At 61.2% G+C, this 23,866-nt stretch carries 20 protein-coding genes and 1 tRNA gene; 9 read left to right on the top strand and 12 right to left on the bottom strand.

What is annotated here, in order from left to right; genetic code table 11:
* The first annotated feature begins 63 nt into the window (after positions 1-63).
* Entirely contained in the window at positions 64-1,044 is a 981-nt protein-coding gene (dgcA, locus tag ASD50_RS21475; RefSeq protein WP_056246409.1) for an N-acetyl-D-Glu racemase DgcA, read from the top strand.
* On the opposite strand, the gene ASD50_RS21470 is transcribed toward dgcA, so the two are convergent.
* Together ASD50_RS21470 and ASD50_RS21465 are read right to left on the bottom strand one after the other, a co-directional pair.
* Positions 1,024-2,229, bottom strand: coding sequence for an MFS transporter (locus ASD50_RS21470; protein WP_056246189.1), 1,206 nt, complete (start codon positions 2,227-2,229; stop codon positions 1,024-1,026). The two genes, dgcA and ASD50_RS21470, sit on opposite strands and share 21 nt — an antisense overlap.
* 111 nt (positions 2,230-2,340) lie before the next feature.
* Positions 2,341-3,162, bottom strand: coding sequence for a UDP-2,3-diacylglucosamine diphosphatase (locus ASD50_RS21465; RefSeq protein WP_156465213.1), 822 nt, complete (start codon positions 3,160-3,162; stop codon positions 2,341-2,343).
* 127 nt (positions 3,163-3,289) lie between these two features.
* Here ASD50_RS21465 and ASD50_RS21460 point away from each other — a divergent pair, with 127 nt between their 5' ends.
* The 3 genes from ASD50_RS21460 to ASD50_RS21450 all read left to right on the top strand — a co-directional run bounded on the left by ASD50_RS21460 (position 3,290) and on the right by ASD50_RS21450 (position 7,693).
* Positions 3,290-4,069: an SDR family oxidoreductase gene (locus ASD50_RS21460; protein ID WP_056246186.1), complete on the top strand. Its 780-nt coding sequence runs from the start codon at positions 3,290-3,292 to the stop codon at positions 4,067-4,069.
* Positions 4,070-4,215: 146 nt separating this feature from the next.
* The gene (locus ASD50_RS21455; RefSeq protein WP_056246184.1) at positions 4,216-6,576 is read left to right on the top strand and encodes an NADP-dependent malic enzyme; all 2,361 of its coding nucleotides are present in this window, start codon (positions 4,216-4,218) and stop codon (positions 6,574-6,576) included.
* 52 nt (positions 6,577-6,628) lie between these two features.
* Positions 6,629-7,693: a DUF2865 domain-containing protein gene (locus ASD50_RS21450; protein WP_056246178.1), complete on the top strand. Its 1,065-nt coding sequence runs from the start codon at positions 6,629-6,631 to the stop codon at positions 7,691-7,693.
* On the opposite strand, the gene gltX is transcribed toward ASD50_RS21450, so the two are convergent.
* The 5 genes from gltX to ASD50_RS21425 form a co-directional block, all read right to left on the bottom strand.
* Complete coding sequence (gene gltX / locus ASD50_RS21445) at positions 7,611-8,984, bottom strand: glutamate--tRNA ligase (RefSeq protein WP_056246175.1); 1,374 nt, start codon at positions 8,982-8,984, stop codon at positions 7,611-7,613. The two genes, ASD50_RS21450 and gltX, sit on opposite strands and share 83 nt — an antisense overlap.
* Positions 8,985-9,035: 51 nt before the next feature.
* Positions 9,036-10,718: an NAD+ synthase gene (locus tag ASD50_RS21440; RefSeq protein ID WP_056246167.1), complete on the bottom strand. Its 1,683-nt coding sequence runs from the start codon at positions 10,716-10,718 to the stop codon at positions 9,036-9,038.
* A gap of 45 nt (positions 10,719-10,763) precedes the next feature.
* Positions 10,764-11,477 (bottom strand): DNA-3-methyladenine glycosylase I, encoded by a 714-nt coding sequence (locus ASD50_RS21435; RefSeq protein ID WP_056246165.1) that lies wholly within the window; start codon positions 11,475-11,477, stop codon positions 10,764-10,766.
* Between the two features lie 69 nt (positions 11,478-11,546).
* The gene (locus tag ASD50_RS21430) at positions 11,547-11,906 is read right to left on the bottom strand and encodes a diacylglycerol kinase (RefSeq protein WP_056246162.1); all 360 of its coding nucleotides are present in this window, start codon (positions 11,904-11,906) and stop codon (positions 11,547-11,549) included.
* An 84-nt stretch (positions 11,907-11,990) separates the two neighbouring features.
* Entirely contained in the window at positions 11,991-12,410 is a 420-nt protein-coding gene (locus ASD50_RS21425) for a GFA family protein (RefSeq protein ID WP_056246402.1), read from the bottom strand.
* A 298-nt stretch (positions 12,411-12,708) separates the two neighbouring features.
* On the opposite strand from ASD50_RS21425, the gene ASD50_RS21420 reads away from it, so the two are divergent.
* Positions 12,709-13,779: a sensor domain-containing diguanylate cyclase gene (locus ASD50_RS21420; protein WP_056246156.1), complete on the top strand. Its 1,071-nt coding sequence runs from the start codon at positions 12,709-12,711 to the stop codon at positions 13,777-13,779.
* A 149-nt stretch (positions 13,780-13,928) separates the two neighbouring features.
* Here ASD50_RS21420 and ASD50_RS21415 read toward each other — a convergent pair whose 3' ends face one another.
* Complete coding sequence (locus ASD50_RS21415) at positions 13,929-15,302, bottom strand: class II 3-deoxy-7-phosphoheptulonate synthase (protein WP_056246398.1); 1,374 nt, start codon at positions 15,300-15,302, stop codon at positions 13,929-13,931.
* A gap of 1,585 nt (positions 15,303-16,887) precedes the next feature.
* On the opposite strand from ASD50_RS21415, the gene ASD50_RS21410 reads away from it, so the two are divergent.
* On the top strand, positions 16,888-18,771 hold the full coding sequence (locus ASD50_RS21410; RefSeq protein ID WP_056246394.1) for an ABC transporter ATP-binding protein/permease: 1,884 nt from the start codon (positions 16,888-16,890) through the stop codon (positions 18,769-18,771).
* A gap of 32 nt (positions 18,772-18,803) precedes the next feature.
* Here ASD50_RS21410 and ASD50_RS21405 read toward each other — a convergent pair whose 3' ends face one another.
* The 4 genes from ASD50_RS21405 to rpiA form a co-directional block, all read right to left on the bottom strand.
* A complete protein-coding gene (locus ASD50_RS21405) occupies positions 18,804-19,247 on the bottom strand; it encodes a MarR family winged helix-turn-helix transcriptional regulator (RefSeq protein WP_056246153.1) in 444 nt (147 codons plus the stop codon).
* A gap of 193 nt (positions 19,248-19,440) precedes the next feature.
* Positions 19,441-20,832 carry a glutathione-disulfide reductase gene (gene gor, locus ASD50_RS21400; RefSeq protein WP_056246150.1) on the bottom strand — a complete coding sequence of 464 codons (1,392 nt, stop codon included), beginning with the start codon at positions 20,830-20,832 and terminating at the stop codon, positions 19,441-19,443.
* A gap of 112 nt (positions 20,833-20,944) precedes the next feature.
* Positions 20,945-21,517, bottom strand: a complete 573-nt coding sequence (locus ASD50_RS21395) for a DUF2059 domain-containing protein (protein WP_056246147.1) — start codon at positions 21,515-21,517, stop codon at positions 20,945-20,947.
* Between the two features lie 20 nt (positions 21,518-21,537).
* Positions 21,538-22,236: a ribose-5-phosphate isomerase RpiA gene (gene rpiA / locus ASD50_RS21390; RefSeq protein ID WP_056246143.1), complete on the bottom strand. Its 699-nt coding sequence runs from the start codon at positions 22,234-22,236 to the stop codon at positions 21,538-21,540.
* Between the two features lie 152 nt (positions 22,237-22,388).
* Here rpiA and ASD50_RS21385 point away from each other — a divergent pair, with 152 nt between their 5' ends.
* From ASD50_RS21385 to ASD50_RS21375, 3 genes are all read left to right on the top strand, one after another.
* Entirely contained in the window at positions 22,389-23,069 is a 681-nt protein-coding gene (locus ASD50_RS21385) for a phosphoglycolate phosphatase (RefSeq protein WP_056246389.1), read from the top strand.
* A 109-nt stretch (positions 23,070-23,178) separates the two neighbouring features.
* Positions 23,179-23,253, top strand: a tRNA-Val gene (locus ASD50_RS21380).
* Positions 23,254-23,465: 212 nt separating this feature from the next.
* Entirely contained in the window at positions 23,466-23,849 is a 384-nt protein-coding gene (locus ASD50_RS21375) for a hypothetical protein (RefSeq protein WP_056246140.1), read from the top strand.
* Positions 23,850-23,866: the final 17 nt, after the last annotated feature.

Raw genomic sequence — 23,866 nt, 5'->3', positions numbered from 1 at the left:
CCCGTTGGCGTTTGGCTGTCGATTTGCAGAGGCCATCGCATGCTCGTGATGGAGAAGAAAGATATGGCGCGTGTCATTTCGGTCGAGGCCGAGCGTTTTCCCATCGCCGGGACCTTCACCATCTCGCGTGGCTCCAAGACCGAGGCGGAGGTCATTACCTGCACGATCACGGATGGTGTTCACTCGGGACGCGGCGAATGTGTTCCCTACAAGCGCTACGGTGAGACGATGGAAAGCGTTCACGCGGCGATTGAAAACGCGAAGGAGCGATTGTCCGCTGGCATGGACCGGCAAGCCTTACTCAAGGCCATGCCGGCAGGTGCCGCCCGCAACGCAATCGATTGCGCGCTTTGGGATCTGGAAGCAAAGGCCGGCGATACCTCCGTGGCCGAGCGACTAGGCATCGCTCCCGTTTCGCTGGAGACGGCCTACACCTTGTCATTGGGTACACCGGAAACAATGGCGGCGCAGGCGCGTGCAAACGCCGAACGCCCGCTGCTCAAGGTCAAGATCGGTGGCGACAACGACATTGCCTGCATCCGGGCAGTCAGGGAGGCGGCACCTCGCGCCCGCATCATACTCGATGCCAATGAGGGCTGGAACGACGACAACATTGCCGAAAATCTGGCAGCGGCGGCAGGACTGGGAGTAGCGCTTGTCGAACAACCGCTGCCGGCAGGGCGCGACGGCATCCTGCAGAAGATCGCGCATCCGATACCGATCTGCGCCGACGAAAGCGTTCACGAAGCACGCGATCTGGAAGCGCTTGTCGACCTCTACGATGCCGTCAACATCAAGCTCGACAAAGCTGGCGGGCTGACGGAAGCCCTTTTGCTGCGGGACCGCGCCGTCGAACTCGGCTTCGGCATCATGGTGGGTTGCATGGTCGGCACCTCGCTCGCCATGGCGCCGGCGGTCCTGCTGGCGCAAGGAGCCGATTTCGTCGACCTGGATGGACCGCTGCTGCTCGCACGGGACCGTGAGCCCGGCCTCACCTACGAGGGATCGCTCGTCTCGCCGCCGTCACGAGCGCTTTGGGGCTGAACGCGCGGCAAGACCGATACACGCGAGGCCCACCAAGGCTACGGCGATCATCGCAAAGAAGCCGTCTACGCCGAACCGGTCGTAGATCGGTCCCGAAACCAGTGTCACCGCGGCCGTGCAAAAGCCGTTGGTGAAATAGGCAATGCCTTGAGCGGCCCCGGTCTGCTCTTCCGCAACGGTCTCGGCAATCATCTTCTGCAAGCCGATCAGGATCAGGGCCGTAGAAAGGGCATGAAGCGTTTGCACGGCGAAAAAGCCGCCGATGCCAAGGCCCAGGGGCCAGATCAACGGGAAAATCAGCCAGCGCACGACCGCGCCAACCCCCGCCAGCACCATCACCTTCACGACGGTCGATGAGGCAAAGAGCCTGTTGAAGAACAGGAACATGCCGATTTCGGCTGCCACGCCCCAGGCCCACAACAGGCCTATTGTTGAATCGCCGATGCCGATGGACTTCCAATAAATCGAAACGAACCCGTACAGGAAGCCGTGGCTGCCTATGAGGATGCCGGTGCCGGCGGCGAAATAGAGAAAATATGCATTGAGCAGCTTCGGCCCGGATGCCTGCATATCGGTCGCAGACAAGGGTGAGGCGCGGCGCGGCGGACCGAGGCGCGGTGCAAACAGGCCCGCGATCAGTGCCGCGCAGAACGACAGGAATACGATCAAGGGTACCGATTGGGCACCGGTATGCGCCAGGATGAAGCCACCGGCGAGATTTGCACAAAGGAACGATATCGATCCCCAAATGCGCATCCCGGTATAGTTCGCGCCATAGCGCCTGACGCCCGATAGCGCGATCGAATCGCCGATGGGCGAATGCGGCGTCCACACCACGGCCAGCGCGAGCGACACCGCCAGCACCAGCACATAAGTAGGCTTCAGGAAATAGCCAGCCGAGACCAAGACCGAGGCCGCGACAAGCGCGACATAGACGTTGGCCCGGTCGCGCGCCCGATCGGCCATCGCGGTCAGGAAAGGCGTCGTCACCACGCGCAGGAACATCGGCGCGGACAGAATCACCGCGACCTCTTCGGGACCAAAGCCGTTTTCGGTCAACCAAAGCGGAAAATACGGGATGTAGATGCCGTTCGGTATCAGCAGCGTGAAGAAGATTGCGGCCATGCGCAATTCGAAATGGCGCGGCCTGATCTGCTGTTCTGGCGAAAGCGGCGGCAGGGACATGAATTGAAACGATCCGACAAGCTGCCTCCGAATCCGGAAGGCCAGGCTTCGATCGATCTACCACAGCGCAAGATGGGGCGGAACGGTCATACCGACGGTTGTATCCGCGCGCTAGGCGGCCTCGGGCACGCGAACGTCCAGGCGGATCGGGACAAGGACGTTGCTCGGTGGCGGCGCGTCGGACTTCACCTGCGCCCAGCGCAGGATTTCCATGCGCCCGTCGAAGTGCTCCACCACCGCCGTGCAGCTTTCCACCCAATCGCCGGTGTTGATGTATTCGACATCGCCAAACGTCTCTATGGCCGCATGGTGGATGTGGCCGCAGATAACGCCATCCGCCTCTGAACGGCGCGCCTCCTGAACAAGCACGGTCTGGAAGGAACCGATGAAGCTGACGGCCTTCTTCACGCGCAGTTTCGCCCACGAGGAAAACGACCAGTATTCGAGGCCGAGCAGGCTGCGCATGCGGCTGATGACGCGATTGGTGAACATCGCCGCGTCGTAGGCATAGTCGCCGAGATAGGCCAGCCAGCGCACATTGTGCACGACCGTGTCGAACTGGTCGCCGTGGATGACGAGGAAGCGTCTGCCGTCGGCGGTCTCATGGATCACGCTGTCGGCAACAACGATGCCGCCGAAATGCACGCCCTGGAACTGGCGGGCGAACTCGTCGTGATTCCCGGCGATGTAGGTGATCTTGCTGCCCTTGCGCGCCTTGCGCAGCAGTTTCTGCACGACATCGTTGTGGCTCTGCGGCCAATGCCACGTCCTGCGCAAGCGCCATCCATCGACGATATCGCCGACAAGGTAGATCGTATCGGCATCGTGATGGCGCAGGAAGTCGATGAGGAATTCCGTCTTGGCAGCTTTCGATCCCAGATGCACATCGGAGATGAAAATGCTGCGGAAAGTGCGGGGTTCTTGGCCGGGCATCGCAATCTCACCTTTTGGTGATGCCTATGCCGCGATTCATGCAACAAGCGTATGACAGTTGCGATTGATCCAGCCCGCAGGGTAGCGTCAGGCAAGTGACCGGATCAGGAACTGGAAGGAACATCTCATGGATCTTGGTATTCGCGGCCGCAAAGCCATCGTCTGCGCGTCGAGCAAGGGGCTCGGGCGCGGCTGCGCCATGGCGCTGGCCGAAGCCGGCTGCGATATAGTCGTCAACGGGCGCAATGCCGAGGCGCTGGCCCGAACCGCCGCTGAAATCCGCGAGCGCTTTGGCGTCACCGTCACCGAAATCGCCGGCGATGTTTCACAGCCAGCGGTCCAGAAAACCCTGCTGGCGGCCTGCCCCGATCCGGACATTCTCGTCAACAACAACGCCGGCCCGCCGTTCCGCGATTTTCGCGAACTCGACCGCGAAAAGATCCTCGCCGGCGTCACTCAGAACATGGTCACGCCGATCGAACTGGTCAAAGCCGTCGTCGATGGCATGGCCGCGCGCGGCTTCGGCCGCATCGTCAACATCACGTCGCTGTCGGTCTACATGCCGATCCCCGGACTCGATCTCTCGTCTGGCGCCCGTGCCGGCCTGACCTCCTTCCTCGCCGGCATTACCCGCACGGTGGCCGACCGCAACGTCACCATCAACAACCTGTTGCCCGGCAAGCTGGATACCGACCGTCTGCGCGGACCGCACGAACCGGGTTCCGTCGAGGACCCTGCCGCGGCAACCGCGCGCAAGGCGCGCATCAGCGCGGATATTCCGGCAAAGCGGCTGGGCACCCCGGAAGAATTCGGGCAAATCTGCGCCTTCCTCTGTTCCGTCCACGCTGGCTACCTGACAGGGCAGAACATCCCGGTGGATGGCGGCCTCTACGTGAGTGCCTTTTGACGAAAGCGTGCTAGTACGAACATGTAACGCAGAGCGTAACGCCGGTTTGTTTCCGGAAATGATTGCGCCAAAACAAACGGTTAGAGCCGGACAATAATAAAAAGCATCGGCTTCTGGGTCCCATGGTGAGCGAGGGGAGCAGCGATATGAACGGCGGCAATACGAAAACGACGCGGTCCGATCTCGAAGAGGCCGCGCTGTTCTTCCACAAGCATCCCATCCCCGGCAAACTGGAAATCCAGGCCACCAAGCCGCTTGGCAACCAGCGCGACCTTGCGCTCGCCTATTCCCCCGGCGTGGCAGCCCCTTGCCTCGAAATCCGCGACGACCCAGCCACCGCCGCCGACTACACGGCAAGGGCGAACCTCGTCGGCGTCGTCTCCAACGGCACCGCCGTTCTCGGGCTCGGCAATATCGGCCCCCTCGCCTCGAAGCCGGTGATGGAAGGCAAGGCCGTCCTGTTCAAGAAATTCGCCGGCATCGACGTCTTCGACATCGAAATCGATGCGCCGGACATCGAGCGCATGGTCAACACGATCTCGGCGCTCGAGCCCACCTTCGGCGGCATCAACCTCGAGGACATCAAGGCGCCCGAATGCTTCGAGGTGGAGGAGCAGCTCAAGGCGCGCATGAACATCCCGGTGTTCCACGACGACCAGCACGGAACCGCCATCATCGTTGCGGCGGCGATCCTCAACGGACTGGAGTTTGCCGGCAAGTCGATCGAAAACATCAAGGTCGTCACGTCAGGTGCGGGCGCGGCGGCGCTGGCCTGCCTCAATCTTCTCGTCTCGCTCGGCGTCAGAATTGAGAACATCTGGGTCACCGACCGTTTCGGCGTCGCCTACAAGGGCCGCGTCGATGAAATGGACCGCTGGAAGGACCCTTACGTCAAGGACACCGAAGCGCGAACGCTTGCCGATGTCCTTCCGGGCGCGGACGTATTCCTCGGCCTGTCGGCGGCGGGCGTGCTGAAGCCGGAACTGCTCAAGCTGATGGCGGACAAGCCGCTCGTCCTCGCGCTTGCCAACCCGACGCCGGAGATCATGCCGGAGACGGCGCGCGAAGCGCGCCCGGACGCCATGATCTGCACTGGCCGTTCCGATTTTCCTAATCAAGTCAACAACGTGCTGTGTTTTCCTTACATCTTCCGCGGTGCGCTCGACTGCGGCGCCAAGGCGATCAACGAGGAAATGAAGATGGCCGCGGTGCGCGCCATTGCAGCGCTTGCCCGCGAGGAACCCTCCGATGTCGCCGCGCGCGCCTATTCCGGCGAAACACCGATTTTCGGCCCGGAGTTCCTCATCCCCTCGCCGTTCGATCCGCGCCTCATCCTGAGGATCGCGCCGGCGGTGGCCAAGGCGGCCTGCGACACCGGCGTTGCCACACGCCCCATCACCGACTTCCCCGCTTACGTGGACAAGCTCAACCGCTTCGTCTTCCGCTCCGGCCTGGTGATGAAACCGGTGTTCACGACCGCGCGCGCCTCCACGGCCAAGCGCGTGGTCTATGCGGATGGCGAGGACGAGCGGGTGCTGCGCGCAACGCAGGTTGTCGTCGAGGAAGGCATTGCCGAGCCGATTCTGATCGGGCGGCCGCATGTCATCGACGTCCGCCTCAGGCGCTACGGGCTCAAGATCAAGGCCGGCAAGGATTTCCAACTCATCAACCCCGAGGACGATCCCCGCTACCGGCACTATGTCGATCTTCTCATCGAACTGGCGGGACGGCGCGGCATCACGCAGGAAGCTGCGCGTACGATGGTGCGCACCGACAACACCGTGATTGCGGCCCTTGCATTGAAGCGCGGCGACGGCGACGCGATGCTGTGCGGCCTGGAGGGCCGGTTCAGCAAGCATCTGCGCAACGTCTCGCTCATCATCGGGCCGCGACCGGGCATCAAGGACAATGACCTTTCGACGCTCTCCATGCTGATTTCCCAGCGCGGCATCACCTTCTTCACCGACACCTTCGTCTCGGTCGATCCGACCGCAGAGGAGATCGCCGAAATGACGGTGCTCGCGGCAGAGGAAATCCGCCGCTTCGGCATCGAGCCCAAGGCTGCGCTGCTGTCCCATTCCGATTTCGGTTCGCGCGATACGGCAAGCGCTGCCAAGATGCGCCACGCGGCGGAGCTTATCGCCCGGCTCGCGCCCGATCTGGAATGCGATGGCGAGATGAACGCGGATTCGGCGCTGTCACCGCAACTGCGCCAGCGCGTCTATCCCCATTCGCGTCTCAAGGGCGAAGCAAACCTGCTCGTCTTCCCCAATCTCGATTCGGCCAATATCGCGATGTCGACCGTCAAGCAGATGATGGACGCGCTGCATGTCGGGCCAATCCTTTTGGGCGCGGACATGCCGGCCCATATCCTGACCCCATCGGTCACCTCGCGCGGCGTGGTCAACATGACGGCGCTGGCGATCGTGGAGGCCGCACAAAAGGCTCAGGCAACGCTGAATCTCGATCAGCCAGCGTCGCGGTCAAAGAGGACTCTAAAGAAGTAGTTAACTTGCTGCGCGCTAGCCTGCCGGATGCGGTTTTGAAAATGGGGCGAAAGTGCAGGGTCAGAAGCGAAAACTGACAATTGCCTTGGCGCTTGCGGGCGTGATGACGGTCGCCGCTTCGCTTCCGTCTGTCGCTGCTTCGGACATCTGCCGTCAACTCGAGGCGGAACTCGCTGGCGCTCCAGGCACTGCCGGCCAGTTTGACGATGCGATTGCCGAACAGGTCGAGCAGATCGAGATCGCGCGCGACCATGCGCGCCAGCAGCAGTGCGATTTCCAACTCTCCGGCAATGCGATCAAGGACTGCGCCGACATCAACAGCACCATCGATCGCATGAATGCCAATCTCGACACCCTGCAACGCGAGCGAGCGTCGAACGCTGGTCAAACGGGCCACCGCGATCATGCCCGCATCATGGCTTCCCTCGAAGCCAATGGTTGCCGCAAGGGGCAGGTCATCATCCTGCGATCCTCGCCGTGGGATGATGAAGAACGACTAGGTGAGGCTCCACATGTCGAAAGACAGGAGCAGGCGTTGAACAAGGGCGTCATCATCCGAAGGAGCGGCGAAGGTTTCCTGCGTCTTGACGATGAATACCGCACGCTTTGCGTGCGCACCTGCGACGGCTATTTCTTCCCGATGTCGACCGTAGCCTCAGCCGGCGACTTCCAGCGCGACCAGGCCCGATGCGAAGCCGCCTGCCCCGGCACGAATGTCGAGCTGTTCTATGCCGAGCGAGGCGACACCAAGGCCGGCGACATGCTGTCGTCCGTCACGGGAGGCCCTTACAGCCAGTTGCCCAACGCTTTCGTTTTCAAGCGGCTGGACGTAACCCGCGAACTAAGCTGCAGTTGCGGCACCGTCCGGGATTCCTCACTACTTGGAAGCACGCCTGATGCCCGGTTCCCGAAGGTGGTTTCGCAGCCGGGATCGTCGATTGTCGAAGTCGAACCGACCAGGCCTGCTGCCCCTTCAACGGACACGGCAAAGGATATCACGCCGGTAGAGCGAGAGATCGACGAGGACCGCAAGGTCAGGGTCGTCGGGCCAACGTTCCTTCCCGACCGAGAAGAGGCAATAGATCTGCAAGCTCCGGCCCGGAAGACAGCCCGGTAAGCGCCAGACGAAGCGGCGCAAAAAGCGCCTTGCCCTTGCGTCCGCTACTTTCGCGAACGGCTGCGGTCCAAGTTTTCCAGACGGAACCGTCCCACGGCTCCTCCGGCAACAGATCAAAAGCCTGGCGCAGGAAGTCCCGATCCTCGTCCGAGAATTCGGGCTTGTCCTGAACGCCGTCGTTGACGATCCGCCACCACTTGGCCGCATCCGGCAGTTTGTCGAGATTACCGCGCACTGCGTTCCAGAACGGTTCGGCGCGGGAATCCGATACGCCCAACACGATCAGCCGATCGCGCGCCTCGGAAAAAGGCATGTGATGAAGCAGGGTTCGATTGAGTACGAAAAGCTCGTCAGGGTCGAACTTCGCAGCCGATTTCGATGTCGCCGCTGGGTCGAAATGATCGGCCAGCTCGGTCATGGTCGGCATTGCCTGCACGCTTTCGGAAGTGCCGATGAGAACCGCCAGCGACGCAATGGCCATCGGCTCGATGCCGGCTTCCCGCAGGCTCTCGATGGACAGCGCGCCGGTGCGCTTGGAAAGGCCCTCGCCGGTCGTCGTCGTCAGCAGATTGTGATGACCGAAGGTCGGCAACTCAGCGCCAAGCGCCTTGAACAAGGCCATCTGCACGCCGGTGTTGGTGACATGGTCGTCGCCACGGATGACGTGGGTGACGCCCATGTCGATGTCATCGACAACCGAAGGCAGCGTGTAGAGATAGGTGCCGTCCTCGCGCACCAGCACCGGATCAGACAGCGAGGCGAGGTCTACGGTCTCCTCGCCGCGCACCAGGTCGTTCCAGCGGATATCAGTGCGCTCGGGATGCAACGGATCGGACGCGAAATTGGGAAGCAAAAAGCGCCAGTGCGGCTTGCGGCCGTCCTGCTGGTATTCGGCAATCTGCTCGGCCGTCAGCGTCAAGGCTTCGCGGCCATAGACCGGCGGCAACCCGCGCGTGCGGCGAATCTTGCGCCGCAGGTCAAGTTCTTCCGGCGTTTCATAGCAGGCGTAGAGAACACCCGCCGCCTTCAGTTTCTCAACCGCGGCATCGTAGATATCGAAGCGCTTGGACTGATAGTCGATCGCATCGGGGAAAATGCCTAGCCAATGCAGGTCGTAAAGGATCGAGTCGGAATACTCCTGCTTTGAACGGACGACATCCGTATCGTCAAAGCGCTGGATGAAACGGCCCTTGGCCTTTTGCGAAAACAGCCAGTTGAACAAGGCTGTACGAGCGTTGCCGATGTGGATTCGGCCCGTGGGCGACGGAGCAAAGCGGACTGTAACGGTCATGAACGGGGCGTAACGGATGCTTTCAAGGTTTACAAGATCGCGCCGTTTCGATCAGTCCCGGTCGCGGAACCGGTTGGTGATCGGATAGCGGCGGTCGCGGCCGAAGTTCTTCTTCGTGATCTTGACGCCGGGGGCTGCCTGCCGGCGCTTGTATTCGGCGATGTAGAGCAGATTTTCCACCCTCGCGACCGTAGCGCGGTCGTGGCCGCGCTTGACGATCTCGTCCACGCCCATCTCGTTTTCGACCAGGCATTCAAGGATGTCGTCGAGCACGGGATATGGCGGCAGCGAATCCTGGTCGGTCTGGTTTTCGCGCAGTTCGGCTGACGGTGCCTTGTCGATGATGTTTTGCGGGATGATTTCGCCCGAAGGCCCAAGCGCTCCGGGCGGCACATGCGTGTTGCGCCAGCGCGAAATGGCATAGACCTGCATCTTGTAGAGGTCCTTGATCGGATTGAAGCCGCCGTTCATGTCGCCGTAAAGCGTGGCGTAGCCAACCGACATCTCGCTCTTGTTGCCCGTCGTCACCACCATCGAACCGAACTTGTTCGAGATCGCCATCAGGATCGTGCCGCGGGCGCGCGATTGCAGGTTTTCCTCGGTGATGCCTTCCTTGGTGCCGTCGAAAAGCTGGGTGAGTGCATGCATGAAGCCTTCGACGGGCTCGAAGATCGGCACGATGTCATAGCGGCAGCCAAGCGCGCGGGCGCAATCCTCGGCGTCCTTCAGCGAGTCCTTCGACGTATAGCGGTATGGCATCATGACTGCCCGCAGCCGCTCCTCGCCCAACGCGTCCACCGCCAGTGCCGCGCAGATCGCCGAATCGATGCCGCCTGAAAGGCCAAGCACGACGTTCTTGAAGCCATTCTTGTTCACATAGTCGCGCAGGCCCAGCATGCAGGCACGATAGTCGGCCTCCTGCTTCTCGGGGATTTTCGACATCGGACCTTCGGTGCAAACCCAGCCGTCGGCCTTCCGCTTCCAGGTCGTGACGTCGACCGCGTCCTCGAACTGGCTCATCTGGAAGGCGAGCGACTTGTCGGCCCCAATGGCGAAGGACGCGCCGTCGAACACCAGCTCGTCCTGACCACCAAGCTGGTTGGCATAAATCAGCGGCAGACCCGTCTCGATGACCTGTTTAATGGCGACCTGATGGCGGATGTCGACCTTGGTGCGATAGTAAGGCGAACCGTTCGGCACCAGCAGGATTTCGGCACCGCTTTCGGCCAGCGTCTCGCAGACGCCAAGCTCACCCCAGATGTCCTCGCAGATCGGGATACCCAGCCGGATGCCGCGGAAATTGACCGGCCCCGGCACCTCAGGCCCCGCCTGGAAGACGCGTTTCTCGTCGAACTCGCCGTAGTTCGGCAGATCGATCTTGTAGCGCTCGGCGATGATCTTGCCGCCATCGGCGACGACGATCGAGTTGTGCGTGCCGCTCTTGCGCTTCAGCGGCGTGCCGATGATGACGCCGGGGCCGCCGTCGGCGGTCTCGCCGGCAAGCTCCTGCGCGGCGCGTTCGCATGCCTTCAGGAAGGCCGGCTTCAGAACAAGGTCCTCCGGCGGATAGCCTGCGATGAACAGTTCGGTGAACAGGACGAGATCAGCGCCTTGGCGAGCCGCATCCGCCCTCGCCTCGCGCGCCTTGGCAAGATTGCCGGCGACGTCACCAACCGTAGGGTTCAGCTGGGCAATTGCGATGCGCAACGTATCGGGAATGGTCTTCTTGGTCATGCCTTGGATTTAACTTGCGGCAACGCAACCGGCAATGGCCGCTTTCTACTCACCCGTATATTCGCGGATCGTCTCGGGCGAATTGTTCTGGCCGATCGACATCGCCAATATGCGCGATATGTGCTTGCGGGGAAGCTTGGTCTCGTCGGCCCATTCGTTGACCTGCGCCTGGACCTTGGCCAGGTCCTTCTTCGATGTCGGGCTTTCGGCAATGTCGAGCCCGGCATCGCGCAACGCGGCTACCATGTCCTGCGAGACGATGAAGGTGTCCCACTCCAGCCAGCGCAGGAAATACTGTCCCGTATTCCCGCCGAGCCGGCTGCCATATTTGCCGAGGTAAGCCATCAGCCCCAGCTGGTCGTTGGCCGGCCACGTGCTCAGGAATTTCCCGAAGCCGCCATGTTCCTTCGAGACGCGATCAACGAAAAAAGCGTTCTCGCGCACAGCCAGTATCTTTTGCGGATTGCGCACGATGCGCTTGTCGGAGGCAAGGTCGTGCCAGAAATCTTCCGGCTGGAAGAGAAGCCGCTTCGGCTCGAAACGCAGGAACGCTTCCTCGAAACCCGGCCATTTCTGCTCGATGACGCGCCAAACGAATCCGGCTGCGAAAATGCGCTCGGCCATAGTCGACAAGATCCGGTCGTCGGCGATCCGCGCGACTGCGGCATTGTCGGGCGCGGAACCGAGAAGCGACATCAGCACGTCGTCGCCGCCCTTGCGGTCGGCTGCCCGTGCGCGAATCTTCTGGAAAGACAACATGACGCCCCTCCCCGATGCGCTCAATCTAGCACTTTGCGCGGGCGTTAGAAGCACCGTTGCGCAGCAAGCTCAGACAGGCGCGCCCACGAGCCTTTCGATGAGGGCAAAGCCCCAGACGCCCGCGGTGAGCACGACGGCGATAAGCACCGCCAGCGAGCCGCAATCCTTGGCAAGCTGGATGTCTATGTTGAACTCGCGGCTGACGGCATCGCAGGTCGCCTCGATGCCGGTGTTGAGCACCTCGACAAGGATCAGCACGAGGATCGAAGCGATGAGCAAGGCATAGCCGCTCCATGACGAGGAGATCAGCCAGCCCACCGGAATCGCGATCAGCAGGAGAATGAGTTCCTGCTGGAATGCGGCTTCGCTGCCGGCCAGCCGGCGAAACGCCCGCACGGAGTTGAAGAACGCATCGATCAGCCGCTTCATGTGATTATTTCCTTGAGAGTCGCCGGGAGCAAAAATTGCAGGATTGTGACCGTTCGATGAAACGGTGCGCTTATCCTCCAACCTTCAATCGTCGGCAACCTTGATCGACGGTGTTGAACGGGCAAATTGCGGCAAACCGTCGTCGATCTCGTAATAATCGCCCTTATCGGCCACGAAGATGTGGCATTCCGCCTTCAGCCCCGTCGGCATGTCGAACGATCCGGCCATCACTGAAACCTCGTCGAGGTCGTTGTGCTTCCAGAACATCACCGACCCACACGAGCCGCAAAATCCGCGCCTGGCGAAGCGGGATGCCGCGTACCAGACAAGGGCATCCGAGCCCTCGATATCTATATCCGCGTCATTGACGTTGGTTGCCGCAAGGTAGTGCCCCGTCTGCCGGCGACATTGCGAGCAATGGCAATAGGCAACGCCCCGCAATGGACCGCGCGCTTTGAACCGCACCTTGCCGCACAAGCATGATCCGGTGTGTGTCGTTGCCATCATCTTGCCCCTGCCAATTGACATGCCGTTATCCGATACATCTGTTTATCAGCAAATACATTTATGGTTGTCCTGACTGCGACCAGTAACGATCTACATCTTCAGGTAGAAGAAAGACCCTTCACTTTCGCGGAATTAAGGAAACTTTAGCCAAGGCAAATTATAGGTATGGTTGTGAAGATCGATCTTTGGGGGCACGTATCTTCGCAATGTTTATTGAAATTTCGGGATGCGCTCCCCGACCGGTGATCATGCCATTGCAGAGGCCCACCGGCTCTGAGGGAGTGGGGGTCGTTTCATGCAGCCGGCAGCAGTTTCGCAAGACCGAAACTCCGACTTGGCCACCACGGTCGTGGCCACAATGCGCCAGCTTGGCGTGGTCGGTGCTCCTCGAAACTATGAAATCTTCTACGAGGCGCTCGCCGGCACCAATCCGGAACTCAGCCTCGCCGTCGTGGCGCTGAGCAGCCGCCCGACACAGGACGACCTCGACCGCATCGGTCGCCAGTTCTTCGCACAAAACCACGGGCAAGGCATTGTCGACCAGGCCCGCGACGTGCTGGCCAAGGAACTCGAAGACATCGCCTCCCTTCTGCGCAACGAACGCACGCAGGTCGAGAAATACGGCAAGATCCTGCACGAGACGTCCGGCGGCCTGGCCAACCGGGCCACGATCTCGCGCGACCTCCTGCAAAAGATCGTCAGCGCCGTTTCGGTGGCCACCGCCTCGACCATCGACCGCGGCAAGCAGGTGGCGAACACGCTGAACGACAAGACGGCGGAACTGGAGAGCGTCAAGTCCAAGCTTGAGGAATACAAGCGCCTTGCCGACACCGATCCGCTGACGCAGGTCTGGAACCGGCGCGCCTTCGACAAGGAAATCGCCCGCATCTACAACAGCAACAAGGGCATCCTGTTCAACGCCCTGGTCCTCGTCGACATCGACCGCTTCAAGGACATCAACGACAAGTTCGGCCACCCCGTCGGCGACAAGATCATCCGCACCGTTGCCGATATCCTGCAATCCAGCGTCAGGCGCGGCGTTTTCGTTGCCCGCACCGGCGGCGAGGAATTTGCCCTGATCGTCGAGGGTACCAGCGAAGACATCACCTGCGACATCGCCGAGCGCCTGCGCAAGCTGATCGAGCAGACGCAGTTCTCCAGCAGCCAGACCGCCACCAACTACGGCACCGTTACCGTCTCGATGGGCGTGTGCATGGCCTCCGAAGCGGAAAATCCGGAAGACCTTTACGTGAAGGCCGACCAGGCGCTCTACCGCTCCAAGGTCGGCGGCCGCAACAAGGTGACGCGGCACTCCTCGATGGTGGGGCAAGGCAGCAAGAACTGGATGCTCTACAAGAAGGACTAGGGTCAGGACGTTCGCCACCTGCCACCGCCGCAGTTCCAGTCTTTCCCATTGCCCCGGCCCCGGCCATAGCCGGCGTTGACAGGGCCGACATGAAAAAGGCGCCCGCTGTTGCGGACGCCTTTTTCGATACGGGTGCCTTATCCAGCCAATCAGCCGTTGACGGCGTGCTTGTGCTGGATCGGATTGTTCTTCTTCAAAAGGTCCGAGACCAGGAACGCAAGCTCGATGGCCTGATCGGCGTTGAGGCGCGGATCGCAATGGGTGTGATAGCGGTCCTGCAACTCCTCTGCCGTGATGGCGCGGGCGCCGCCGGTGCATTCGGTGACGTTCTTGCCGGTCATCTCGACGTGGATGCCGCCCGGATGCGTGCCCTCGGCCCGATGGACATCGAAGAAGGACTGCACTTCCTTCAGGATGCGGTCGAACGGACGGGTCTTGTAGCCGGCTGCCGTGATGGTGTTGCCGTGCATCGGATCGCAGGACCAGACCACCGAGCGGCCTTCCTTCTTCACCGCGCGCACCAGCTTGGGCAGGTGATCGCCGACCTTGTCGGCGCCGAAGCGCGCAATCAGGGTAAGGCGGCCGGGCTCGTTTTCCGGGTTCAACTGGTCGATCAGCTCCAGCAGGCCATCGGGCGTCAGCGACGGGCCGCACTTCAGGCCGAGCGGGTTCTTGATGCCCCGGCAATATTCGAGGTGGGCATGGTCGGGCTGGCGCGTACGGTCGCCGATCCAGATCATGTGGCCGGAGGTCGCGTACCAGTCGCCCGAGGTGGAATCGACGCGGGTCAACGCTTCCTCATAGCCGAGCAGCAGAGCCTCATGGCTGGTGTAGAAATCGGTCTCGCGCAGCGCATGGTTGGTTTCCGAGGTGATGCCGACGGCCTTCATGAAGTCCATCGTCTCGGTGATGCGGCGGGCAAGGGATTCGTACTTCTCACCCTGCGGGCTGTCGGACACGAAGCCCAGCATCCAGCGGTGAACGTTCTCGAGGCTGGCATAGCCGCCCTGCGCGAAGGCGCGCAGCAGGTTGAGCGTGGCCGCCGACTGGCGGTAGGCCATGACCTGGCGGCGCGGATCGGGAACGCGTGCCTTGGTATCGAACTCGATGCCGTTGATGATGTCGCCGCGATAGCTCGGCAGCGTGATCTCGCCCTTGGTCTCGTTGTCGGACGAACGCGGCTTTGCGAACTGGCCGGCAACGCGGCCAACCTTCACCACCGGCTGGGAGCCGGCGAAGGTCAGCACGACCGACATCTGCAGGAATACGCGGAAGAAGTCGCGAATGTTGTCCGCGCCATGCTCGGCGAAGCTCTCGGCGCAATCGCCGCCCTGCAAGAGAAACGCGTCGCCGGCCGCGACGGAGGCAAGTTGCTTCTTCAGCTTGCGTGCCTCGCCTGCAAAAACGAGCGGCGGAAAACTGGCAAGCTGGGCCTCGACGGCGTTCAATTCATTCATGTCCGGATAAGCCGGAACCTGTTGAATTGGCTTTGCTCTCCAGGAGTTCGGGGACCACTTCGTCATTGTCGTACCAACACTCGTTTCGGCAGGCACAATTGCCCGCAGTTCTCCCATATGGGAATTCCGGCTCAATACATGAAGGCTGTTTTCCATACTAGCCCGGAATTGCCACGCCCGCGAGCACATGTTGCATCGTTGCCACGCTGGGTATTGGTGCTTGGCATCCCGGAATTCGCTTTCGAGCGAAGCGTAGCTGCCTTCATCTGTCTCGGCTTCGCCTCGACCGTTGCGCAGCCCTTCGCTATGGCTCCGGGCGGTGGCCGAGCGAAGCGAGGTCGGATGAGGGGTGTCCAGCACCGACGTAAACGTCTCCTCTCCCCGCCTGCTGGGGTGAGCAGCCGGTTCGCGAAGCGAATTCATCGTGCCGGTGGCACGATGAAAGGCCAGCGAACGCCGGGTCGCTGCGTAAGCGGTGGGCACCCGGCCGGTAGGTAAGGGTGAGGGGCAGCATCAACTTCGGCAAATGTGGATGAGACGCGAGCCACGCTCCCGCCAACCCCTTGATCCCACTCACTTCCCACAAAATCTCTCGCTCCACTTATCCCCACCGCCTGCATCTCCCCCATAATCCTGCCATCGCCCTTGCGGGAGACCTGGTGCGCACCGGGTATCAGGGAAGGGCGTCGGTGCCGGATTGGTCGCATGACGGTGTGCGGTTGGGTGATGAACCCCTAAGTTCGGCCCTCGAACCGGGCGCAGTGTTGCCCGCGGTTGTCGGCCATTGAGGCTGGAGCTGCGGCATGGCCGGTGCACTGGTTGAGGGAAGCCACCGGACGGGCGGCCGCAAGGCCGCACTACTTACCTAAACGAGCGACCGAACGGCCGCCCGTCCTCCCGACCTCTCAACCGGGGTCAGTTCTTTGACAATGGTCAGACGCGAAAGCGGGCGTGGCAATGAATAAGTGTGCGGCGACCTGCCTTCTCCCCTTGTGGGAGAAGGTGGCCGAGCGCCAGCAAGGTCGGATGAGGGGTGTTGGACGGAGCGCTGAAACCCCTCATCCGCCTTCACTCCGTTCAGGCATCTTCTCCCACAAGGGGAGAAGGCAAGGCGCGCAGGCGAGGCGCAGGCCCAAACCCAAGCGAGGTGCCCCGGCACCGATCACGTCGCAAGACAGCTGGAGGCAATTTTGGCCGATGACGCGCCGGACGTGGCGTTAGACGGGGGCCGCGGGATGAGTTTCGCCGAATCATATATGTGCGCGATTCGAAAGAAAGCTGCTTTCGAAGTCGAAAAACGAAGCCTCATCCGAAAGATAGGCGAAAGCGGCCACCGCAACAGTTAACCTTACGTTAACCAGAATTTTTACCGATCCCCTCCTCCCAATTGATTGAATCCATTCGACGATCCGCCGCAGGGGTAGGCCCGGCCTACTCCAATCGGCCTGTTGCAGCACCGCAACGTAGGAACCTTTGCGCGCCTCGCGGCGTCAATAAAGTAATTGAAAATGATCAATTGGTGTTACCCTTCGTAACAATAGAAAAGAGGTTTGGGCGGAACGTGATTCGGGTCGGCAGACCACGGCACTCAATATCGGGGAAATCGCAAAGCGGCGCAGTGAGGCCGACTTACCCGACGCCGGTCTCGTCGATGCGGAACTTCTGGGGCCTGATGCGGGCCTACTGGTTCTCCGACAGGTGGACCGAAGCCTGGACCCTGACGCTGGTCGTGGCATTCTTCACCGCCCTGTCGAGCAAGGCCGGTGTCTGGTTCGCGGAAGCTTCGGGCGAGCTCATCAACTCCATCGCCTACTATCATGACGCCGCCAATGAATCGCCGCTTGAGACTTTGCTCACGAACGCAGCGATCCTTGTTGCGATCGTCATCTTCAAGGATGCCGGCATTACCGGCACCAAGAGCTTTGTCTCGGCCACCCTGCACCGGCGCTGGCGCGGCTGGCTGAACGGCCGGTTCAACGAGGCCCTGCTCGACGACAACCACACCCATTTCCATGCGCAACACGGCTCGGACAAGGTGCCCGACAATATCGACCAGCGCGTGCAGGAATCGATCAAGGGCATGACCGGAGGCGCAATCGGCCTTGCCATGGGCGTCATCGCGGTTGCCTCGTCGCTGTTCTTCGTCGGGCAGAAGCTGCTCGAAACCTCGACCGAGGTTTACGGGTTGGAATTCCTCGGCGCCTACGGCAGCGCCACTTTGGCCTTCGTGGCAGTCGTCGCCTACGTGCCGGTCAACACCTATATCGCGATCAAGCTGGGTGGGCTGCTGGAGCGGCTGTCGATCCGCATGCAGAAGGCCGAAGGCAGCTACCGCGGCGAACTGACGACCTTCCTGCGCCGCAGCTTCCACGTCGCGGCATCGCGTGGCGAAGGCGTTCAGAAAGCCATGCACGACCGGCTTTACGTCGATATCGACCGCACCTGGGGCAAGCTCAACTGGATAAATGCAAGCTACGATTCCTTCGAGCGCATCTACAATTTCGTCGGCGCAAGGGTCGTGGCCTACGGGCCGGGCCTGCTCCCCTTCATCCACAGCCGCATCGACCTCAAAGGCTACATCACCGGGGCCGAGCTGGTGAATTCACTGATCAGCCAGTGTTCGTGGTTCATCCACGTCATGCCGGCGATTGCCACGCTGCGCGCCAACAGCCGCCGCGTAATGGATCTGGCCGATGCCATCGAGAACGTGCAGAAGCCGGCGGAATTCTATCGCCAGACGGGCCTGTCGGAATTCCGCTACACGGTTCAGAACCCGGTATTCGGGCTGACCATACAAAACCTGCAACTCAACCATCAGGGCCACCAGGCCGAGCCGTTCCTGACCAGCGAAAGGTTGCGGTTCCGGCGCGGCGAATGGACCTTCCTCAAAGGCGAATCCGGTTGCGGCAAGACCTCGCTGATCAAGGCGCTCAACGGCCTGTGGCCCTATGGCGGCGGCACCATCGTCTTCCCCGAGGGGATCACGACATTCTACGCGGCTCAGGAGGTCAAGCTGCCGCAGGTAACGCTGAAGGAGCTCGTGTGCCTGCCGGAAGCAGCCGACCAGCATTCCGACGCCAGCGCAGCCGCGGCGCTTCACAAGGCCGGCCTTGGCGATTTCATCGAATTCATGGCCGACGAGACACGCACCGGCATGACATGGGATCAGCTCCTGTCAGGCGGGCAGAAGCAGAAGCTGGTTGTCGCCCGCATCATGCTCCACCAACCGGGCCTGCTGTTCCTTGACGAAGCGACCGGCGCGCTCGACCCGGAAGGCAAGATCGCCTTTCATCAGGCGATCAAGGACAATTGCCCCGGCGTGACCGTCATCTCCGTGATGCACGAAGCAATCCCCCCGCGCTCGGCAACCGGCGAGGAGTTCTATCACAGCGTGCTTACCATCGCGGACGGCACGACCTCGAAGAAGCCGCTGGCGCCGACGCTGCCGGCCGAACTCACCACCATCCTGGCGAATCCCGAACCGCTCAACGACGGCTGGCTGCGCCTGCCGCGCATCAGGCAACGGCAGAAGTAACGGCCGCCGCGTCCGGTGCACGGAATTGTGCGCTAGCGCTTGCCGCCTTCGCGCACGGGAATGCGCTTGAGCAGCGGACCGATGCGCGACAATTCATCGAGATGGGTGTGTGAGAGCTTGGCAAGATAGGCATCGGCCCTTGCGGTCAGGACAAGGAAGACGCGGCGCTGGTCTTCCGGATCCGGCTTCCTGACAACGAGGTCAGCCTCGCACAGGCGATCCACCAGTTCGACTGCGCTGTGGTGACGAATGCGAAGGCGCTCCGCCAGATCGCCGACGGTGACAGGCCGATCCTCCGGAAACCCCTTTATTGCAAGCATGGCCTGATGCTGGCGGGGTTGCAGGCCGACGCCGCGAGCTGCCTGCTGGCTGAATTCGAGGAAACGCCGCAACAGGTAGCGGAACTCGGAAAGCGCGCGGTAATCTTCCCGCGAGATTGTCGAGCATGGCAAGTTGGGTGGTATTTCTTCGCCCATCTATCCCCCCGCTTCCTGTCGATGGTCCAGCAGTTCCGGAAGGTCTGGCACTGTTCCAACGAACGCAAAGCGTCCTGTCCACTCCGCACCATAGTCCAAGCACCCAGTTTTTCGAAGGGCGAACTTTTCGAATGCGACACTACGCGCAGGTAGCCGAATCCCGGCGGGCGGAAGGCCGTGGAACGTGCGAATTTCAGTCGATGCGCTTGCCGTTCTCGACCCGGTAACTCGGCTTGTACATCGTCACCAATTCCTCTGCCGCAGTCGGGTGCACGGCCATGGTGCGGTCGAAATCGTCCTTGGTGCAGCCGGCCTTGAGCGGGATGCCAAGTAACTGAGCCATCTCGCCAGCGTCGGGGCCGAGAATGTGCGTACCGAGCACCTTGCGGGTCACGCCATCAACCACGAGCTTCATCAACATCTTCTCGTCGCGGCCTGACAAAGTGTGGCGCATCGGCCGGAAGGCTGCGCGGTAGATTTCAAGATTGGGGAAGCGCTTCGCTGCCTCATCTTCCGACAAGCCTACGGTTCCGATCTCCGGCTGGGAGAAAACGGCGGTAGCAATGATGTCGTGATCCGGTGCAGTCGAGTTCCCTTTGAAGGCGGTCTCGATGAAGCACATCGCCTCGTGGATTGCGACCGGGGTCAGTTGCACGCGGTTGGTGACGTCTCCGATCGCCCAGATGTTGTCGATATTGGTGCGTGAATATTCATCTACATTTATGGCGCCGTTGCGGGCCATTTCCACGCCAGCAAGTTCAAGACCCAGGCTTTCGGTATTCGGCACGCGACCGATCGCGAGCATAAGCTGATCGGCAGTCAGCACTTCGCCGCCACTGACGCGGATGTCGAGCCGTCCGTCCGCGCGACGGGTGACATTTTCGGACACCGCGTGGCAAAGAATGCGGATGCCCTTCTTCTCCATGGTTTCGTGCAGCATCTTGCGCAGGTCCATATCGAACCGGCTGAGGATTTCGGCACCCCTGTAGACGAGCGTCGTCTCCACGCCGAGACCGTGAAAGATGTTGGCGAATTCCACTGCGATATAGCCGCCCCCTTCGATGACGATTGCCTTGGGCAGTTCAGCGAGGTGGAAGGCTTCATTGGAAGTAATGCAGTGCTCGCTGCCGGGAAGTGCCGGATGCAGCGCCGGACGACCGCCGGTGGCTATCAGAATCTGGTCGGCGGTCACAGTGCGGTTTTCGGCCTCAAGGCGGATGGTGTGGCGGTCCACCAACACGGCGCGAGACTGGAATGTTTCGCCGCCGGCATTGGCGACGTTCCTCTGATAGATGGCTTCCAGCCGCGCAATCTCGCGATCCTTGTTGGCGATCAGGGTTGACCAATCGAAGGTCGCCTTCGGGACCTTCCAGCCATAACCAGCCGCGTCCTCGAAATGCTCGGGGAACTGAGAAGCGTAGACAAACAGCTTTTTGGGAACACAGCCGCGAATGACGCAGGTGCCGCCAAAACGATATTCCTCGGCGATACCGACGCGCTTGCCGAGGCTCGCCGCAACGCGGGCAGCTCGCACGCCTCCCGATCCGCCGCCGATGACGAAAAGATCGTAGTCGTATGCGGTCATGACGAAGGGTCCCTGATGCGGAGCGTTGCAGCCGGACAGGTAGGACGGCGGAGCCTAAAAGAAAAGCCCGGACGAACCGGGCTTTTGCCAAATCATGTAAGGGTGAGTTCTATCAGTTGCCGCTAGGCGCCGTTCCGTCTGTCGCAGGTGCCGCACCATCGGTTGCGGGCGCCGGAGCTTTTGCACCGGCTGCAGCCTGCATCGCCTCTCCAACCTGCTGGCCGAGATCGCGCGCAATGCCGTTTTGCCAGATTTCAGCAGCCTTCATCAACTCACGCGTTACGATGGGACCGCTTCCGAGCAATTTCTTGCCAGCCTCGGAATTGTAGAAAGTGGCGATGTCGTTCAACTCCTGCTCGGAGAACACCTTGGCGTAGGCAGTTGCGGCCTCCTTCTCCAGATCGGCGCGACGCGGCGCCAATGCGAGGGCCTTGGCTGCGACGGTCGTTGTGATCAGCTCCTGCAAATCTGGATTCTTCTGGATCAGGGACGATTCCAGTGCGGCAGCGGCCTGCGGCAGGATGTTGTCGAAGGGATCCGTTGCGTGAATGGCGGTAACCGCCGCCTTGGCTGCCTTGAGGTGCGATTCGGCAATATCCTGCGCAAACGAGGGCATGGCAAAGGCAACGACAGCTGAAGTCGCCACAGCTGCGGCAAAGCGACGGATACGGATATTCGACATCATGATTGGCAGGACTCCCTGATTTACCGGGCGGCGTGGATTGTCTCGATGCCGTCGCTGCCAGCGACGATCGCCGCAGACGCCAGCCCGATGAAGAAACCATGCTCGACCACGCCGGGAATGGCGTGAAGAGCAGCAGACAGCGCTCTTGTATCCGGAATGCGGCCAAAAGATGCATCCAGGATCAAATGGCCACCGTCTGTAACAAATGGCTGGCCGTCCGTCATCCGCAATGTGAACGGACCGGAAAGCCCGAGCTTTCGGGCGGCAGAGCCAATGGCAAGTTCCGTGGCGCGCAACCCGAACTTGTTCACCTCGATCGGCAGGGGAAAGCGGCCAAGCGTTTCGACGAGCTTCGAACTGTCGGCGATCACGATCATGCGCGCAGAGGCAGCCGCCACAATTTTCTCACGCAAAAGCGCGCCGCCGCCGCCCTTGACCAGCGTGAGTTCAGCATCGATTTCGTCTGCGCCATCGATGGTAAGGTCGAGCTCAGGCGTTTCGTCCAAGGTCGAAAGCCGCACGCCGAGTTCCCTGCAGAGTGCCGCGGTGCGCTCCGACGTCGGCACGCCAACGACATTGAGCCCAGTCGCAACCTTGGCGGCGAGCAAGCGCACAAACTCCTCGGCGGTGGAGCCTGTGCCGATGCCAAGCCGCATGCCTCCCGCCACATGAGCAAGCGCTGCCCGTGCCGCCTCGATCTTCAACTGCCGTGCGTCCATGACGGTCAATCTTTTCCCGTACCCATTCTTGAATTCCGCCTCTAACACTTTTGATCGTTGGGTCAAAGGCGCAGACCCAGCCCTTCGCGCGGCTTGCACAGCCGTTTTCAGCGGGCTATCGCCTTGGCCACACTAACGGAAGAAGAATCGCCATGACACGCCCGATCATCGTTTTCGATCTAGACGGCACGTTGATCGATACAGCGCCAGACCTGATGGACAGTCTCAACTACTCTTTGAGCGCAGCCGCCCTGCCCCATGTCGATGCTCCCGCCTTCCGCCGTTTTGTCGGCAATGGAGGCCGCGTGATGATCGAACGCGCCTTTGCCGCGCAAAACAAGCCATTGCCCATCGAAGAACATGAGCGGCTGCTCGATCTGTTCCTCGATTCCTACACCCAAGGCATTCCCGGAAAATCGCGGCCCTACCCCGGTGTGCTGGACGCGATCGCAAGATTCGAGAACGCCGGATATCTGTTGGCCATCTGCACCAACAAGTACGAAGCGAATTCGCTCGCACTGATCGAGGCGCTCGGGCTGTCCAGGCATTTTGCAGCCAATTGCGGGCAGGACACGTTTCCGTTCCGCAAACCAGACCCGCGGCATCTGCTCGAAACTATCAAGCGCGCCGGAGGCGACCCTGCAGAGGCGCTGATGGTCGGAGATTCGCAAACAGACATCGACACGGCAAAGGCTGCGGGGATTCCGGTCGCCGCCGTGGATTTCGGCTATACCGACCGACACGTGCGGGAATTCGATCCGTCGGCGGTCATCTCGCACTTCGACCAATTGACGCTCGACCTCGCCCACCGGCTGATTTCCGCCGCGAAGTAGCGCTATGGCTCGCCTTCTGGGATTTGGCCGGCAAGCGGTGTCTCAGGCGGTTGACTTCGATAGCGGCCCTACCTTATATCGCGGCGCGCTTGGCCTTTTGGCAAAGAGCGGGCGATTAGCTCAGCGGGAGAGCACACCCTTCACACGGGTGGGGTCGTAGGTTCAATCCCTACATCGCCCACCATTCCGTTCGTCTTGACGACGGGCTAGTGGCAGGTTCCTTTGAACCGAATTGAACGACTGCCATTCCAGCGACCTGACGCAAGAAGCAAACTACAACCTCCGAACTAGACAGATGCAGCGGACGGCCCATCGGGCATCGCCTAAATGGGCGATTGCCGGGTCTCTGGCCTGTGATAGCGTCCAGCTTTGGCAATCGCGTCAAGGAGGCGTGGCATGGCCAAAGTTCTTCTTAGCGCGCGCTGGATTGTGCCAGCGCTTATTGCCCTGATGTTCCCTGCGGCTGCAAGCGCGCAAAACGGGCCGTGTGAACTGGACGCATCCGGCGAGCTTTCTTGCTACAGCAACAACAATCCCAATATGCTGGAAGCTTCCTGCCTGACATATGCAGACCCGAAATATTGCCTTCCATACCACCAGCGCGCCTGTCAGGTTAACGGGTTTGCGCTGGCATGCCGGATGGCGAACCTGGGGCAGAATTGCGCTGGAGGAGATCCGGCCGGATGCAACTACTACATGCAAATCCTGCAGGCCAATCGTGCCTGTAACCTCGAGGGCAACCAGCAGGCATGCAGTTGGATTATCCAGCAAGGGCTATGAGCTGTTCCCGATAGCCG

The organism is Mesorhizobium sp. Root552 (assembly GCF_001427285.1).
Taxonomy (GTDB): domain Bacteria; phylum Pseudomonadota; class Alphaproteobacteria; order Rhizobiales; family Rhizobiaceae; genus Mesorhizobium.
The sequence above is the reverse complement of the archived record's forward strand: the minus strand, read 5'-3'. Positions and strand labels throughout refer to the sequence as shown.